The organism is Phenylobacterium sp. (assembly GCF_030697305.1).
Classification (GTDB): Bacteria; Pseudomonadota; Alphaproteobacteria; order Caulobacterales; family Caulobacteraceae; genus Phenylobacterium.
On the sequence record NZ_JAUYQL010000066.1, the window covers coordinates 25065 to 40435 of the forward strand.

At 67.4% G+C, this 15371-nt stretch carries 12 protein-coding genes; 6 read left to right on the forward strand and 6 right to left on the reverse strand.

The annotated features are described in order from the left end of the window. Nucleotides 1-130: 130 nt before the first annotated feature. Nucleotides 131-2758 carry a ribonuclease E/G gene (locus tag Q8R27_RS07800; protein WP_305698477.1) on the reverse strand — a complete coding sequence of 876 codons (2628 nt, stop codon included), beginning with the start codon at nt 2756-2758 and terminating at the stop codon, nt 131-133. 416 nt (nt 2759-3174) lie between these two features. On the opposite strand from Q8R27_RS07800, the gene Q8R27_RS07805 reads away from it, so the two are divergent. From Q8R27_RS07805 to prfB, 3 genes are all read left to right on the forward strand, one after another. After that, nucleotides 3175-4353 carry an N-acetylmuramoyl-L-alanine amidase gene (locus Q8R27_RS07805; protein ID WP_305698478.1) on the forward strand — a complete coding sequence of 393 codons (1179 nt, stop codon included), beginning with the start codon at nt 3175-3177 and terminating at the stop codon, nt 4351-4353. Nucleotides 4354-4443: 90 nt separating this feature from the next. Then, complete coding sequence (locus Q8R27_RS07810) at nt 4444-6834, forward strand: penicillin-binding protein 1A (protein WP_305698479.1); 2391 nt, start codon at nt 4444-4446, stop codon at nt 6832-6834. 49 nt (nt 6835-6883) lie between these two features. Next, nucleotides 6884-8006 (forward strand): peptide chain release factor 2 gene (gene prfB, locus Q8R27_RS07815; RefSeq protein WP_305698480.1). Its coding sequence is split into 2 segments (ribosomal slippage): nt 6884-6952 and nt 6954-8006, totalling 1122 coding nucleotides; the frame shifts between segments, so codons are not numbered across the junction. A 118-nt stretch (nt 8007-8124) separates the two neighbouring features. Here prfB and Q8R27_RS07820 read toward each other — a convergent pair. From Q8R27_RS07820 to Q8R27_RS07840, 5 genes are all read right to left on the reverse strand, one after another. After that, complete coding sequence (locus Q8R27_RS07820) at nt 8125-8697, reverse strand: polymer-forming cytoskeletal protein (protein ID WP_305698481.1); 573 nt, start codon at nt 8695-8697, stop codon at nt 8125-8127. Further along, nucleotides 8675-9832 (reverse strand): peptidoglycan DD-metalloendopeptidase family protein, encoded by a 1158-nt coding sequence (locus Q8R27_RS07825; protein WP_305698482.1) that lies wholly within the window; start codon nt 9830-9832, stop codon nt 8675-8677. Before Q8R27_RS07825 ends, Q8R27_RS07820 begins: the two co-directional genes overlap by 23 nt. 283 nt (nt 9833-10115) lie before the next feature. Further along, a complete protein-coding gene (locus tag Q8R27_RS07830) occupies nt 10116-10583 on the reverse strand; it encodes a peroxiredoxin (RefSeq protein ID WP_305698483.1) in 468 nt (155 codons plus the stop codon). A 10-nt stretch (nt 10584-10593) separates the two neighbouring features. Then, nucleotides 10594-11841 carry a tyrosine--tRNA ligase gene (gene tyrS, locus Q8R27_RS07835; RefSeq protein WP_305698484.1) on the reverse strand — a complete coding sequence of 416 codons (1248 nt, stop codon included), beginning with the start codon at nt 11839-11841 and terminating at the stop codon, nt 10594-10596. Between the two features lie 78 nt (nt 11842-11919). Further along, a complete protein-coding gene (locus tag Q8R27_RS07840; protein WP_305698485.1) occupies nt 11920-12570 on the reverse strand; it encodes an alpha/beta hydrolase in 651 nt (216 codons plus the stop codon). Between the two features lie 159 nt (nt 12571-12729). Between Q8R27_RS07840 and Q8R27_RS07845 the strand changes: the two genes are divergently transcribed. The 3 genes from Q8R27_RS07845 to sufB all read left to right on the forward strand — a co-directional run. Further along, nucleotides 12730-13167 (forward strand): Rrf2 family transcriptional regulator, encoded by a 438-nt coding sequence (locus Q8R27_RS07845; RefSeq protein WP_305698486.1) that lies wholly within the window; start codon nt 12730-12732, stop codon nt 13165-13167. Next, entirely contained in the window at nt 13164-14306 is a 1143-nt protein-coding gene (locus Q8R27_RS07850; protein ID WP_305698487.1) for a cysteine desulfurase family protein, read from the forward strand. The genes Q8R27_RS07845 and Q8R27_RS07850 overlap by 4 nt, the downstream gene beginning before the upstream one ends. Nucleotides 14307-14317: 11 nt before the next feature. After that, on the forward strand, nt 14318-15371 hold a 1054-nt coding region (sufB, locus tag Q8R27_RS07855; protein WP_305698488.1), incomplete at its 3' end, for a Fe-S cluster assembly protein SufB.

Genomic DNA, 15371 nt, shown 5'->3' on the forward strand with positions numbered 1-15371 from the left:
GTTCAAGATCATGACCGCCTGACTGTAGCCGCGTCCTGGGCTTTTGTAAGACCCGCGAGCGCGACGGGGACTCTCGAAGGGCGGCGCGACCGCCTGAGCGATCGCGCCGATCTCCAATAGATGGGCGGCGTCAGCCTCGACGCCACCAACCGCGCTTCGGCGCCGGAGGCGGCGCGGAGATTTCGGTCGCCTCCAAAGCCGGGGCCGCGGCGGCCCGAGATCGTCGGGCAGGCTTCGTCGGCGCGGGGTCGGGTTCCGCCACGACGGTCGACGAGGGCGCGACCTCGGCCATCGCCAGCGCAGGCTCGGACACCGGCTCCGGCTGACGCTCGGGCTCAGGATCGACCTGAGGCGCGGCTTCAGGGACCGGGGCGGCGACCGTTTCGGGCGCCGCGTCCTCGGCTACCGCCGCCGAACGGCTGCGAGAGCGCGAACGGCGCTTGGGCTTCTCTTCCACCGCGGGCAGCTCGACCCAGATCTCGTCGCCGGAGTCGTTGGATGGAACCACAGCGGCGACAGCTTCGGGTTCGAACGCCGCCTGCGTGGTGGGCTCGGATTCGTAGGCGGGAGCACTGGCTTCGATCCGCGCCGGGCGCTCGGCGGGCTTTGCGTCGTCGCTGTCGTTGTTCCGCACGTCTTCCGCGGGATCGTGCCACACGAACGGATCGTCGCCATAGGGCACCCACAGGCGCGTCCAGGCGAAGGCGTCCGGCGCGCGGCCATCCTCGCGTGCACGTCGCCCACCTCTTCGCCCACGACGCCGGCGGCGTCCGCTGGCGCTGTCGTCGTCGCCCTCTGCGCGGGGTTCGGGCGCTGGCGCAGGCACAGCCGCCGCAGCTTCTCGCGGCTCGTCGCCTCTGCGTCCACGACGCCGACGGCGGCGGCGTGAGCCGTCGCGGTCCTCGCCGCCTTCCGCATCGGCGCGGCCTCGCGCCGGCGCTTCACCGGACTGGGCGCGGACTTCACCGTCCTCGTCGTCCTGATCGTCTTCGTCGCCGCCGATCTCGATGTCGTCTTCGACTTCGTCGGCGTCTTCAGCCTCGAGGTCGTCTTCGAAGTCGGCTTCGTCGTAGACCGGTTCGGGCAGGCCCGCTGCAATCGGCGCGAACGCCGCGATGTGGTCTGGGCGTGTCTCGGTGGCCGTGCGCTCGATGGCGTGATCGGCGTGAGCCAGCGCATCGTCGACAATCACCGTGACAAACAGGCCGGACGCCTGTTGCAGGCGCGCCAGATAGGCCCGCTTCTCGTTCAGGATGTAGAGGCCGACCGCGCGAGGCGTGCGCAGCGTCGCCTCGCCGCCGCCTTTCAGGGCCTCAATCTCCAGCGCGCGCAGAGCGGCCAGGGCGCTGGATTCCACGGAACGGACGCGGCCCGTACCGGCGCAGTGCTCACAGACGTGGGTGGTGCCCTCCAGCACGCCGCTGCGGCGGCGTTGCCGGCTGATCTCCATCAGGCCGAAGCTGGAGATCTTGCCCATTTGCACGCGGGCGCGGTCGTCCTTCAGGCAGTCCTTGAGCTTCTTCTCGACGGCGCGGTTGTTCTTGCCCTCGTCCATGTCGATGAAGTCGATGACGATCAGGCCGGCCAGATCGCGCAGGCGGAGTTGCCGCGCGGTCTCCTCGGCGGCCTCCATATTGGTCTTGAGCGCCGTGGCTTCGATGTTGCGCTCCCGCGTCGAGCGGCCGGAGTTCACGTCGACGGCGACCAGCGCTTCGGTCTGGTTGATCACCAGATAGCCGCCGGAGCGCAGCGGCACGACCGGCGAATAGATCTGCGACAGGTGGTCTTCCACCCGGTGCTTGACGAATAGCGGAGTCGGCTCTCGGTAGGCCTGGACCTTCTTGGCCTGCGACGGCATCAGCATGCGCATGAACTCACGCGCTTCCTTGAAGCCGCGCTCGCCCTCGACCCAGACCCCCTCGATATCCTTGTCGTAGAGGTCGCGGATCGCCCGCTTGACCAGGTCCTCCTCCTCGTAGATCAGCGCCGGCGCTATCGAGTGGAGGGTGGTCTCGCGGATGTTCTCCCACAGTCGCAGCAGATATTCGTAGTCGCGCTTGATCTCGGCCTTGGTGCGCTTGGCGCCGGCGGTGCGCACGATCAGGCCCATGCCCTGCGGCACTTCCAGGCTCTGGACGACGCCCTTCAGGCGCTTGCGGTCGGTGACCGTGGTGATCTTGCGGCTGATGCCGCCGCCACGCGCGGTGTTGGGCATCAGGACGCCGTAGCGGCCGGCGAGCGACAGGTAGGTCGTGAGCGCGGCGCCCTTGTTGCCGCGTTCCTCCTTGACCACCTGGACCAGCATGATCTGGCGGCGGCGGATCACTTCCTGGATCTTGTACTTGCGCATCAGCCGCCGGCGGCGGCGTGCGACCTCTTCTTCCATGACGTCGTCGTCGTCGGCGGCGATCTCGTCATCGTCCTCGCCGTCCGGGTCACGCGCGGCGACCGGATGGTGGTGGTCCTCCTCCTCCTCGGCCTCTTCGAGCATCAGGGCTTCGCGGTCTGCGACCGGGATCTGATAATAGTCGGGGTGGATTTCGTTGAAGGCCAGGAATCCGTGGCGATTGCCGCCGTATTCGATGAAAGCCGCCTGCAGCGACGGCTCTACGCGGGTGACCTTGGCGAGGTAGATATTACCGCGAAGCTGTTTGCGGCTTTGACTTTCGAAATCGAACTCTTCAACGCGATTCCCGTCGACGACCACCACACGCGTCTCTTCCGCGTGGGCTGCGTCGATCAACATTTGCTTGGACATAAGGTGGCTCTCCGCGGCGCGCCACGGGCTCTGGGCCCGGGCGCTGCCGGCTGGCAAGGTGGGCGCGCAGGCCGCGCATCGCCGCGCCGAAACGGGCGTTGCGGGCGGCGAATGGCCGATCAGAGGCTCGAGCAGCGCTGCCCAAAGGTGTGTTCCTAAGGCGCGCCGGAGCGGCGCGTATCGGAGAATGCGTCGCAGCCGACCGCTCGGTCGGCGCTACGCGGCTGTGGCGCGAACAAGGACCGGCCGACGCCGGTGCGGTTCTCGCGCTCGGGCGGACATTGCAACAGTGGCCGGAAAAAGGAAAGCGGCACGCTCGCGTGATAGGTGTTTAACTCTTTGTTACCCCGAAAATCCCTTATAGTCGGCCACTTGAGGGCGATGGATTGAGTGGTGGGGCCGAGATGCTCGCGCGTGTGAGCGCCGTCTTGAAGGAGGCCGGCAACCGCTTTGCGGTGCTGCTGACGGGCGGCGTGCTTTGCCTTGCCGCCGTGGCCGGATCCCAGGCCGCGACCGGTCACCCCGGCGTGCTGAACGTGCGCATTGGCGGCGACCGCACCGAAACCCGGATCGTCATCGACCTGAACCGAGCGGCCGGCGCCAAGATCGCCGCCGACGGCGCTGTGGATCGTCGTCTCGTGCTCAATCTCGCCGGCGTGTCGAGCGCCGACCTGCAGGGCGGGGGCGCGGGCCTGGTCAAGGGGTGGACCCTCGACGACACGTCCGCTGGCGTCCGCCTTAAAGTCGATTTCGCCGCCGACGCCACGGTCAAGCGCCGCTTCCTGCTGCCGCCGGCCGACGGGGTCGGCCATTATCGCTACGTGATCGACCTGGTCGCGCGCGAACCCGCCGTTCGCCTGACCTCATCGCCCAAGACCACGCTGCGCGCTACGCCGGTGATCCTCAAGCAGCCGTTGTCGCTGAAGAAGGTGATCGTCATCGACGCGGGACATGGCGGTCGCGATCCCGGCGCTCGCGGCGCCAAGGCCATCGAGAAGGACATCAACCTCGCCGCGGCGCGCGCGCTGAAGGCGCGGCTGGAACGCAACGGCCGCTATCAGGTGGTCATGACCCGCAACAGCGACGTCTATGTGCCCCTGGAGACGCGGGTGCAGGTCGCCCGGCGCGCTGACGCTGACCTGTTCATCTCGCTGCATGCGGATTCCGGGTCCGACTCGGCGATGCGCGGCGCGACTGTCTACACCTTGTCGGACAAGGCCTCTTCGCGAGCCGCCAAGTTCGTCGACAAGGACGACTGGTTCATGAAGGCCAACCTCGCGGGCGGCGGCGTTAGCGACATCCTGCTCGACCTCACCCAGAGGGCCACCAAGAACCGCTCGGCGGCCTTCGCCGAAGTCCTGCTGGGTCGGGTGGATGATCAGACGCAACTGCTGCGCCGCAGTCATCGGGACGCGGGCTTCGTGGTGTTGCTGGCGCCGGACGTTCCCGCGGTGCTTCTGGAGATGGGTTTCATCACCAACTCGGCCGATGAGGCGATCCTGCGCGATCCGACAAAGCGCAGCCGGCTGATGGGCGCGGTGTCCGACGCGATCGACGATTATTTCGATCAACAGACCAGGCTAGCCGCCCGCTGAGGCGCGACGCCGCAGGCCGTTGGCGCCCGCGGCGATGCAGGATAGAGACCCAGATTGCGGGATGCAGGCGCCCGCGGAGGTCTGGCTCAGTTGAACCCCCCGACACGATGGCTGGCGATCGCCGGCGTGACCGTGCTGAGCGCTATCGCGGTGGCCGGGCTGGCGCTCGCGATCTACGCCGCCTGGCTGTTCCATGACATGCCAGACGCCGGCGACCTGGTGGACTACCGCCCACCGACCGCGACCCGCGCCTATGCTATAGACGGCACGCTGATTGGCGAATTCTCCAATGAACGCCGTATCTTCGTTCCCTATGAGCGGATCCCGCCGCAGCTTGCCCAGGCCTTCCTGGCGGCCGAGGACCGCAACTTCTTCCGACACGGCGGCGTGGACTTCATGGGTCTGACGCGGGCCATGTCGCGCAACGTCCTGAACGCCGCGCGCGGTCGCCGGCTGGAAGGCGGATCAACGATCACCCAGCAGGTCGCCAAGAACGTGCTGCTGACCAGCGAGGCGACAGTCGGGCGCAAGCTCAAGGAAGCGATTCTCGCCGGCCGCCTGGAGCAGACCCTGACCAAGGAGCAGATCCTCGAGCTCTATCTGAACGAGATCTGGCTGGGCTACCGATCGTACGGCGTAGGCGCGGCGGCCTATAACTACTTTGGCAAGTCGATCTCCGACCTGACGCTGGCCGAATGCGCCTACCTCGCGGCGTTGCCCAAGGGGCCGCAGAATTATCATCCGATCCGCCAGCGCGGCGCCGCCATCGCCCGACGCAACTGGATCCTTGGCGAGATGGCCGATCTGGGCTGGGTCAGCCGCACCGACGCGCAGTTCGCCATGGCCGACCCCTTGAAGGTCCAGGCCGAGCCGGCGCGCGCGAAGTACAAAGACGCCGACTACTTCATCGAGGAAGTGCGCCGTCGTGGCCGCGCGACGTTGGGACCGCGCCTCTACGAAGGCGGCTACTACATGCGCACGACGCTCGACCCGGAGCTGCAGACCGCGGCCCGGATCGCGCTGATGGACGGGCTGGAGCGCTATGATCGCCGCCACGGCTGGCGCGGCGCCTGGGGCAGGGTGGACATCGTGCCCGGATGGGAAGCGGCGGCCAAGAAGAAGACCCTGCCGGCGGAGCGCCGCGATTGGCGAGCCGGCGTGGTGACCGAGGTCGGCTCGAGCGTACGGGTCCAATTGGCCGGCGACGGCGCCACCGGGCAGCTCGTCGCCGCCGACGTGGCCTGGGCCAAGGCTGGCAAGGGCCTCAACGTCGGCGATCTGATCTTCGTCGAGCCGGCCCCTGGCGGCGGGCTGAACCTGAAGCAGGTGCCGGCGGTGAACGGCGCGCTGGTGGCCATGGAGCCGCACTCCGGCCGTGTGCTGGCGATGGTCGGCGGCTACAGCTTCTCGCTCTCCAACTTTAACCGCGCCACTCAGGCCGAGCGCCAGCCAGGCTCGTCCTTTAAGCCGATCGTCTATGCGACCGCGCTGGAGAACGGATACACGCCGTCGAGCGTGGTGATGGACTCGCCGATCAGCCTGCCAGGCTCAAAGGCCGGCGAGGTGTGGACGCCGGAGAATTATAGCCGCAACTACCTCGGCGCACTGACCCTGCGCCGCGGGCTCGAGCTGTCGCGCAACACCATGACTGTGCGGCTCGCCCAGGGTGTCGGCATGAAGAAGATCCGCGACGCAGCAATCAAGCTGGGCGTGGTCCGCGACATGGCGCCGGTGCTGTCGATGGCCCTGGGCGCCGGCGAAACGACGCCATTCAAACTGACCGCGGCCTACGCCTCCTTCGTCAACGGTGGCCGCAAGATCGAACCGCATCTGATCGAGCTGGTGCAGGACCGTGAAGGCAAGACCATCTTCCGCGCCGACCGTCGCAACTGTCCGCGCTGCGGAGCAGGCTTCAACGGTGACGAGAGCCCGCGCGTGGCGGCGGGCGGCGAGCAGGTGATGGATCCGATCACCGCCTACCAGATCACTTCCATGTTGCAGGGCGTGGTCCAGCGCGGCACCGGCACCGCGGCGCTGGTGCTCGAGCGTCCCGTCGGCGGCAAAACCGGCACCACCAACGAGTATCGCAGCGCCTGGTTTGTGGGCTTCACCCCGCAGATCGTCGCCGGCGTGTTCATCGGCTTCGACGATAACCGCAGCCTGGGCTATGGCGAGACGGGCACACAGGCCGCCGTGCCGGTGTTCGTGGACTTCATGAAGGTGGCGACCAAGAACCTGCCCAAGGACGAGTTCAAGGCGCCGTCCAACGCCAAGTTCGCCATGGTCCGCGGCATCCGCGAAGCCTTCCGGCCGGGCACCGAGCCCAGGGTGGCGACGGCGCCGATCTATTCCGGCGCGGCGCGCAGCGGACCCCAGCCCTACAACAAGGTCTGGCCGAGCGGTCAGCCGACAGGCGCGCCGTCGAGCGGCGCCGCCGTCGCGCCAAAGCGGCCGGCCGACGACATGAGCGGATTGTATTGACCCAGGCCGCGCGCTATCTGGCGCGCCCACCCTGTGCGGAGTTCACCCCATGAGAGCGGATGTAGAGGCCTCCAAGGCCGACATCGAGCAGTCGATCGAACTGCTCAGGAGGCGTCTTTGACTGGGAACCAGCGCTACGCCGACTGGATGAACTGAACGCCCGGGTCGAGGACCCGAGTTTGTGGGACAAGCCCGAAGCCGCCCAGGCGCTGACCAAGGATCGCAGCCGCCTGGCCGCGCAGGTCGACGCCGTGCGCGCGCTTGAGCGCGACCTGGCCGATGCGATCGGCTACGCGGAAATGGCCGACGAGGAGGGTGACGAGAGTTCGCTCGAAGAAGCGCGCGCCCAGCTCAAGGGAATCAAGGATCGCGCCGCGCGCGCCGAACTCGAGGCGCTGCTGTCGGGCGAGGCGGACGGCAACGACGCCTTCATGGAGATCAACTCCGGCGCCGGCGGCACCGAGAGCAACGACTGGGCGGGCATGCTGCTGCGCATGTACAGCCGCTGGGCCCAGGCGCACGGGATGAGCGTGGAGTTCCTGGAGGAGACCAGCGGCGAGCAGGCGGGCATCAAGTCGGTGACCCTGCAGATCAGCGGACCGAACGCCTACGGCTGGCTGAAGACCGAGGCCGGCGTCCACCGTCTGGTGCGCATCTCGCCGTTCGATTCCGCGGCCAAGCGGCATACAAGCTTCGCCTCGGTATGGGTCTATCCGGTGGTCGACGACACCATCGTCATCGACATCAACCCGGCCGATGTGCGCACCGACACCTATCGGGCAAGCGGCGCCGGCGGCCAGCACATCAACAAAACCGATAGCGCCGTGCGGCTGACCCACATCCCAACCGGCGTGGCGGTGGCCTGCCAGATGGGGCGCTCCCAGCACCAGAACCGTGAGGAGGCGTGGAAGATGCTGCGCGCGCGGCTTTACGAGATGGAGCTGCAGAAGCGTGAGGCCGCCCGCGCCGAACTTGAGGACCAGAAGACCGATATCGGCTGGGGCCACCAGATCCGATCCTATGTCCTGCAGCCCTATCAGATGGTCAAGGATCTGCGCACCGAGGTCGAAACCTCGGACACGCAAGGCGTGCTGGACGGTGATCTGGACACCTTCATGGGCGCGTCACTGGCCCAGCGCGTCGGCGCGACCCGCGACGCCGCGGCAAGTTAACTTTCTCCGCCTCATCGCCGCTCACCCCGGCGAAAGCCGGGGCCCAAGCTGACTCGCGTTTAGCGCGAGGACGGCTCGCATGGGTCCCGATTTTCGTCGAGATGAGCGGTGTATGAGATCAGTTCAGGGGTTTGGCGGCGCCGGAAGGAGGCGCATCCTTCGGCGCCCCGGGCGGCGGCGTGACGCTGCTCGTCGTCGGGGCGATCGAAGGGCTCGGCGAGGGCGCTGGCGACTGCACCGCGGGCTGCGCGGTCGTCGTGGAGCCTGCCGGACGTTGGAACTTCAGGCTGCGGCCCTGGAAGAAGGCGCCGATCTCCATGGCGAGTTGCTCATGGGTGACGTCGCCGTCGACATAGGCGCTACCATGGAGGCGCACGCTCTTGGCGGTGACAGTGCCCACCACCCGGCCGCGGATCTCGACCGATTCGGCGACGATCGAGCCTTCCACATGACCGGTGTCGCCGATCGTCAAACGGCCGACCCGCAGGTCGCCGCGCACGACGCCATCGATGTGCAACTCACCCTCACCGACCACGCCGCCTTCGACGGTCATATGCTCGGCGATCAAGGTCGCGACCTTGGGCTTGCGCGCGGTGGGCGACGCCGCGGAGGTGTCGGTCGGCGGTCCTGGTTCAAGTTTCATCGGCGCGGCTGCCTGATCAGGAGTTTTAGCTGTTGTTTTCGTGAACATAACGCCCAGCTTTCACAAAGCGGTCGGGGTTCTGCGGTCGCCCGTTCACCCAGACCTCGTAATGAAGATGTGTACCCGTCGAACGGCCGGTGGAGCCCATACCGCCGATCCTCTGACCCACGGCCACCTTCTGTCCAACACGTACGCCGATGGATTGCAGGTGAGCATAGCGCGTTTTCAGGCCACGACCGTGATCGATTTCAATGGCGTTGCCGTAACCGGCGCGCGGACCGGTGAATGACACCACGCCGGGCCCCGTCGCCTGGATCGGCGTCATCGTGGCGCCCGCGAAGTCCAGGCCGGAATGGAACGCGGGCCGCCCGGTGAAGGGATCGAATCGCACCCCGAAGCCGCTGGTCTGGGGCGTGCCTTCCGTGGGGCGCGAGAACGGCAGGGTCTCGGCCGCGGCGCTCAGCGTGCGCACTTCCGACAAGCCCTTGGCGGCCTGCTGAACCCGCTCGGCGAAGGACTCGTCGACATCTAGGATGGCGGCGAGCGCGCGCGGGTCCTTGGCCTCGATCAGCGGACCGCCGAGCGAGCCGCTCTCACGGACGTAGTTGGCGGGCGACAGCCCGGCGAGACGGAACGCCAGGCGCAGCCGTTCGGCGCGGCCCTTGGCGAAGGTCTCGGCGGCGTCCAGCAGGCGCTCCTGGCTCAAACGCACCATCTCGACACGGCGCAGGGGATTGGCGTTCGGGGCGGCGAGGGCGCGGTTGATTGCTGGAGCGAGCGCCTCTGCGGCGCCCGGGGCGCCCTTCACATCGGTCAGTAGCAGCGCAAGCGCCGTATGCCGCTTCTCGACCTCCATGGCGATGCCGTTGATCGATCCGTCCGCCGCGTTGAGCTGGGCGACGGCGCTGTTCAGGCGAGCCTGGCGGTCAGCGATCCAGCGTTCGTACTTCGCCTGGACGCGAGCGGCTTCCTGGTCTGCGGAGGAGGGGGAAATGGCGCCGATAAATAGCGCAGTGGTCGAAACGCCCATCCAGAGGGCTGCGGCGGCGATCGCCGCGGCGCCGCCCATCTGCTTGCTGGGGCTGAGGACGAAAGCCCTCATCTCGCCGCCGGAACGTACGTAGAGGTGCCGTTCCGGGAACAGCTCCTCTAGCGATTGGCGAAGGCGCGCGAGGCGTGTCATGCGTACCGCTTGGGAAACCTGCACTGGTCCGGGCGATATGCAATGAGACTCCCGCCGCGCGCAAGAGGCTAGCGGCGTGGAGCGGACAAGGTCCGACGCATCGCAGGGTAAACGAAACTGGTTAAGCCGACTTCAACGACCGGCGCCAATTCGCGTCCTGCGCGAACTGCGTCTCTCTGTGCGCACTAGGGCGCGACGCAGTAAATCGTCAACTGAATGCGGTCGGTGAAAGTTCCAGCAAGAGCCAATAATCGGCCTGCCGGGTGCGACGCTCGGTCGCTGCTCAAGGCAGAGCGCGCGCCGCGGTCAGCACATCCTGAGCGTGACCGGCGACCTTCACTTTGCGCCAGACGCGGGCGATTCGCCCTGCGCCGTCGATCAGGAAGGTCGAGCGCTCGATGCCCATGTATTTACGCCCATACATGTTCTTCTCGACCCAGGAGCCATAGCGATCGATCACCTCGCCCTCAGGGTCGGATGCGAGCTGGACGCTTAGGTCGTACTTCTTGGCGAACTTCGCATGGCTCGCGACGGTGTCTTTGGACACGCCGACGACGCTCACGCCCGCTTTCGCGAAGTCGACCTGGGCGGCGGTGAAGTCCTGAGCCTCGCGCGTGCAGCCCGTCGTGTCGTCCTTGGGGTAGAAGTACAGGACGACCGGCTTGCCTTTGAAGTCGGCCAGACGCAGCGGCCCGTCCGCGCCCGCCAGTTCGAAGTCCGGCGCCGCGGCGCCTTCGATCACGTCAGCCATCGCGTTCTCCCTAGCCTGTCACCACCAGCCGCATGCGCGCATTGCCCTTACGCAACTCGGCCTCGGCGCCGTCGATCGTCACCGGCGCATTGGCGTCAGCCACCTTTACGCCGTTGATCCGGAAGGCGCCTCCCGCGATCTGTCGACGCGCGTCGCCGTTCGAAGTGGCGAAGCCGGCCGCAATCATCAGGGCGGTGTTGGACATTGCCGCCAGGTCGCCCGCCGCGATCTCCAGCGTCGGCATGTCGGCCGACAGACGCCCCTGTTCGAACGCGGCGGACGCGGCTTCTGCCGCTGTGCGCGCGGCGTCCTCTCCGTGCAGCAGCGTGGTCGCGGCGTTGGCCAGCAGCTTCTTCGCCTCGTTGATCTGGGCGCCGGGCAGAGCCTCCTGTCGGGCGATCTCGTCCAGCGGCAGGTCGGTGAACAGACGCATGAAGCGGCCGACGTCTGCGTCCTCCGTGTTGCGCCAGAACTGCCAGTAATCGTAGGGGCTGCGCATGTCGGCGTTGAGCCACACCGCGCCACCCACGGTCTTGCCCATCTTCTGGCCCGAAGCCGTGGACAACAGAGGCGTGGTCAGGCCGAAGGCGGACTTCTGGTCCACGCGGCGGATCAGCTCCACCCCGTTGACGATGTTGCCCCATTGGTCGGAGCCGCCCATCTGCAGCAGGCAGCCGTGACTGCGCTCCAGTTCCAGGAAATCCACAGACTGCATGAGCATGTAGTTGAATTCGAGGAAGGTCATCGGCTGCTCGCGCTCGAGCCGGGCCTTCACACTGTCGAACGCCAGCATCCGGTTGACCGTGAAGTGGACGCCGAAGTCGCGCAGGAACTGGACGTAGCCGTAATTCGACAGCCAGGCGTCGTTGTCGAGCATGACCGCATCGCTCGGCCCGTCGCCAAAGGTCAGGAATCTTTCGAACGTCCCCTTGATGGTGGCGATGTTGCCCTGGATCTGCTCGTGTGTGAGCAGCGGACGCTGGCCGTCCTTGTCGGTGGGATCGCCGACCTTGGTCGTTCCGCCGCCCATCAGCACAATGGGCTTGTGCCCGGCCTGCTGCAGACGCCGCAGCATCATGATCTGGATCAAATGGCCCACATGGAGGCTGGACGCGGTGGCGTCGAAACCGATGTAGGCCGTGATCACGCCCTTTGACGCCGCCTCGTCCAGCTCGACCGGATGGGTGATCTGGTGGATGTAGCCACGGTCCTGCATCGTGCGCAGGAACTCGGACTTGAACGGCGTCTCAGCGGACATTGCGGCCTCTCGCAGGTCGGTGGGCGCCTCTAGCATGGACGCCCGACGGCGCCCAAGCACGTCAAGCGCCCTCGATGCTCAGGCGGGCTCGGCGGCCAGGCGCTTGTCGAGATAGGCCCCGACGCGCTTTTCCACGTCCGGCAGGTTCTCGGCCCAGAAATGACTGGCCTGGTCGATCACCTCATAGTCGATGACGATGCCCTTCTGGGTGCGCAGCTTGGAGACCACGCGCTCGACCTCGACCGGCGGCACCACCGTGTCGGCCGATCCGTGCAGGATCAGACCGGAGGCCGGGCAGGGCGCCAGGAAGCTGAAGTCGTACATGTTGGTCGGCGGCGAGACGGAAATGAAGCCGTCGGTCTCCGGACGGCGCATCAAGAGCTGCATGCCGACCCAGGCGCCGAACGAATAGCCGGCAACCCAGCACTGCGACGCGGCAGGGTTGGTCGTCTGCAGCCAGTCGAGCGCGGTGGCGGCATCCGCCAGTTCGCCGATGCCGGCGTCGAACTCGCCCTGGCTGCGGCCGACGCCGCGGAAGTTGAACCGCAGCACCGAGAAGCCGCGCTTCATGAACAGATGATAGAGCTGCACCGCCACAGGATGGTTCATCTGCCCACCCGCCTTTGGGTGAGGATGCAGGATCAGCGCGATCGGCGCCGTCTCGCTCTTGCCCTGGGAATATCGCCCTTCGATCCGCCCGGCCGCGCCGGTCAGAACCACCTCTGGCATGCCAACCTCTCGTGCCGGACTGTTCAGAATACTTGACTGCTGCGCTGGGTCTTCCTAAGTCGCAACCATCCGGCCGGTTGCGCTCAAGCCCCGCGAGGCGGCGGCTTGTAGCACAGGCGGCGCCGGATGCGCGGGAAAACTGCAAGCGGAATCACTGCCATGCGCCTGTCGACGAAAGGACGCTACGCCGTGATGGCGATGGCTGACCTGGCCCGTCGCCCGGACGACCGGGCCGTGTCGCTGGCCGAGATCGCCGCGCGCCAGGAAATCTCGCTGTCCTACCTCGAGCAACTGTTCGCCCGCCTGCGGCGTCGCGGCCTGGTGATCAGCGCGCGCGGCCCTGGCGGCGGCTATCGCCTGGCCCGCGAGGCCGAACGGACCAATGTCGCAGAGATCGTGCTGGCGGTGGACGAACCGCTGCGCGCCACGCGCTGCGCCGGTCACGCCGGCAAGGGCTGCATGACCAAGGGCGAACGCTGTCTGACCCACGACCTGTGGGAAGAGATGGGCCTGCGAATCCACGACTACCTGGCTTCGGTGTCGTTGGCCGACGTTGTCGCCGGCAAGCTGCATGCGGGGCGTTCGGTGGCCGCATGACCCAGGTCTATCTCGACTACAACGCCACCGCGCCGGTCCGGCCGGCCGCGGCGCAGGCCGCGCTGGAGGCCATGCAGGCGGTGGGCAACCCCTCGTCCGTGCATTCGGCCGGTCGTGCGGCGCACGCGCGGATCGAGCAGGCCCGCGCTGACGTCGCCACCCTAGTCGGCAGCCACGCGCCGTCCGTGACCTTCGTGAGCGGAGGGGCCGAGGCCAATGCTCTGGCTATCGACAGCGCGATCGCCACCGGTGCGCGCCGCCTGATCGTCAGCGCCATCGAGCACGCCACGGTCCTGGAGACGGCGAAGGCTGCGGCCCTCACGGTTGAGATCATGCCCGTAGACGCTCAAGGCGTCGCCGACCTGGGCTGGCTGGCCGAGCGCCTGTCGCGCTGGGACGCCGCCGACGGCGCGCCCTTCGTCGCCCTGATGCTGGCCAACAATGAGACCGGTGTGATCCAGCCGATCGCACAAGCCGCCGCCCTGGTGCGCGAGGCGGGCGGCTGGCTGCATGCCGACGCGGTGCAAGCCGCGGGCAAGATCGCCATCGATTTCCGTGAGCTCGGCGCCGACACGCTGTCGTTGTCTGCGCACAAGCTAGGCGGGCCGCAGGGTGTCGGCGCATTGGTCGCCGGGGCGCGATCGACGATTTCCCGGCGCCTGCACGGTGGCGGCCAGGAGCGCGGACGCCGCGCGGGCACCCAGAACGTCCCCGGGATCGCCGGCTTTGGTGCTGCGGCCTCCGAAGCCTTGCAAGACCTCCAGGCGATCGCCGACCGTTCCACCTGGCGCGACACTGCCGAGCGCGCGCTGCTCGAAGCCGGCGCCGTGGTGTTTGGCGAGCGCGTCGACCGGCTGGCCAACACCCTGTGCTTCGCCGCGCCGGGCTACGACGCCAACCTCCAGGTGATGTCGCTGGACCTGGCCGGCGTCATGGTCAGCGCCGGGGCCGCTTGTTCGTCGGGCAAGGTCACGCCGAGCCACGTGCTCGCCGCCATGGGCGCGGGCGATCTGGCCGGCTGCGCCATCCGCGCCAGCGGTGGATGGGCGACGTGCGAACAAGACTGGAGCAGGCTCGCCGAAGCCTGGATCGAAGCCAATGACCGCCGAACCGCGCGCCGCCGCGCGTCGGCGGCTTAAGGAACAGCCGTATGGCCGCCGTTAAACAGACCGTCGAGCACGTGGAGGCCCTGGAGGCTTACAAGCACGGGTTCGTCACCGACATCGATCAGGAACTGGCGCCCAAGGGGCTGAACGCTGACACCGTGCGCTTCATCTCCGCCAAGAAGGGCGAGCCGCAGTGGATGCTGGACTGGCGGCTGGAGGCGTTCGAGCGCTGGCTGGTGCTGGAGGAGCCCGAGTGGGCGCGGGTCAATTTCCCGAAGATCGACTACCAGGACTCCCACTACTACGCAGCGCCCAAGGAGAAGACCGGCCCAAAGAGCCTCGATGAGGTGGATCCGGAACTGCTGGAGGTCTACGCGAAGCTCGGCATCCCGCTGCGCGAGCAGGAAGTGCTGGCCGGCGTGGAAGGCGCACCGCGCTATGCGGTGGATGCGGTGTTCGACAGCGTCTCCGTCGTCACCACCTTCAAGAAGGAACTGGCCCAGGCCGGCGTCATCTTCTGCTCGATGAGCGAGGCGATCCGCGACCACGGTGATCTGGTGCGCCAGTACCTCGGCAGCGTCGTTCCGGTCTCCGACAACTACTTCGCCTGCCTGAACAGCGCGGTCTTCTCGGACGGCAGCTTTGTCTACGTGCCGCCGGGCGTTCGCTGCCCGATGGAGCTGTCGACCTATTTCCGCATCAACGCCGCCAGCAGCGGCCAGTTCGAGCGCACGCTGATCATCGCCGACGCCGGCGCTTACGTGTCCTACCTTGAGGGCTGCACCGCGCCGATGCGCGACGAGAACCAGCTCCACGCCGCGGTCGTCGAACTGGTCGTGCTGGACGACGCCGAAATCAAATCTTCGACGGTGCAGAACTGGTACCCGGGCGATCCGAAGACCGGGCTGGGCGGCATCTACAATTTCGTCACCAAGCGGGCCGACTGCCGCGGCGCGCGCTCCAAGGTCTCCTGGACCCAGGTCGAGACCGGCTCGGCGATCACCTGGAAGTATCCATCCTGCGTGCTGCGCGGCGAGGGGAGTTCGGGAGAGTTCTACTCGATCGCGGTGACCAACGGCTTCCAGCAGGCCGATACCG

Excerpts from the sequence above, each read along its gene's own strand:
- tyrS (WP_305698484.1), bottom strand. The coding sequence starts at position 11,841 with ATGTCCGCTGAGACGCCGTTCAAGTCCGAGTTCCTGCGCACGATGCAG.
- Q8R27_RS07840 (WP_305698485.1), bottom strand. The coding sequence starts at position 12,570 with ATGCCAGAGGTGGTTCTGACCGGCGCGGCCGGGCGGATCGAAGGGCGA.
- Q8R27_RS07850 (WP_305698487.1), top strand. The coding sequence starts at position 13,164 with ATGACCCAGGTCTATCTCGACTACAACGCCACCGCGCCGGTCCGGCCG.
- Q8R27_RS07825 (WP_305698482.1), bottom strand. The coding sequence starts at position 9,832 with ATGACACGCCTCGCGCGCCTTCGCCAATCGCTAGAGGAGCTGTTCCCG.
- Q8R27_RS07800 (WP_305698477.1), bottom strand. The coding sequence starts at position 2,758 with ATGTCCAAGCAAATGTTGATCGACGCAGCCCACGCGGAAGAGACGCGT.
- Q8R27_RS07845 (WP_305698486.1), top strand. The coding sequence starts at position 12,730 with ATGCGCCTGTCGACGAAAGGACGCTACGCCGTGATGGCGATGGCTGAC.
- Q8R27_RS07820 (WP_305698481.1), bottom strand. The coding sequence starts at position 8,697 with ATGTTCACGAAAACAACAGCTAAAACTCCTGATCAGGCAGCCGCGCCG.
- Q8R27_RS07830 (WP_305698483.1), bottom strand. The coding sequence starts at position 10,583 with ATGGCTGACGTGATCGAAGGCGCCGCGGCGCCGGACTTCGAACTGGCG.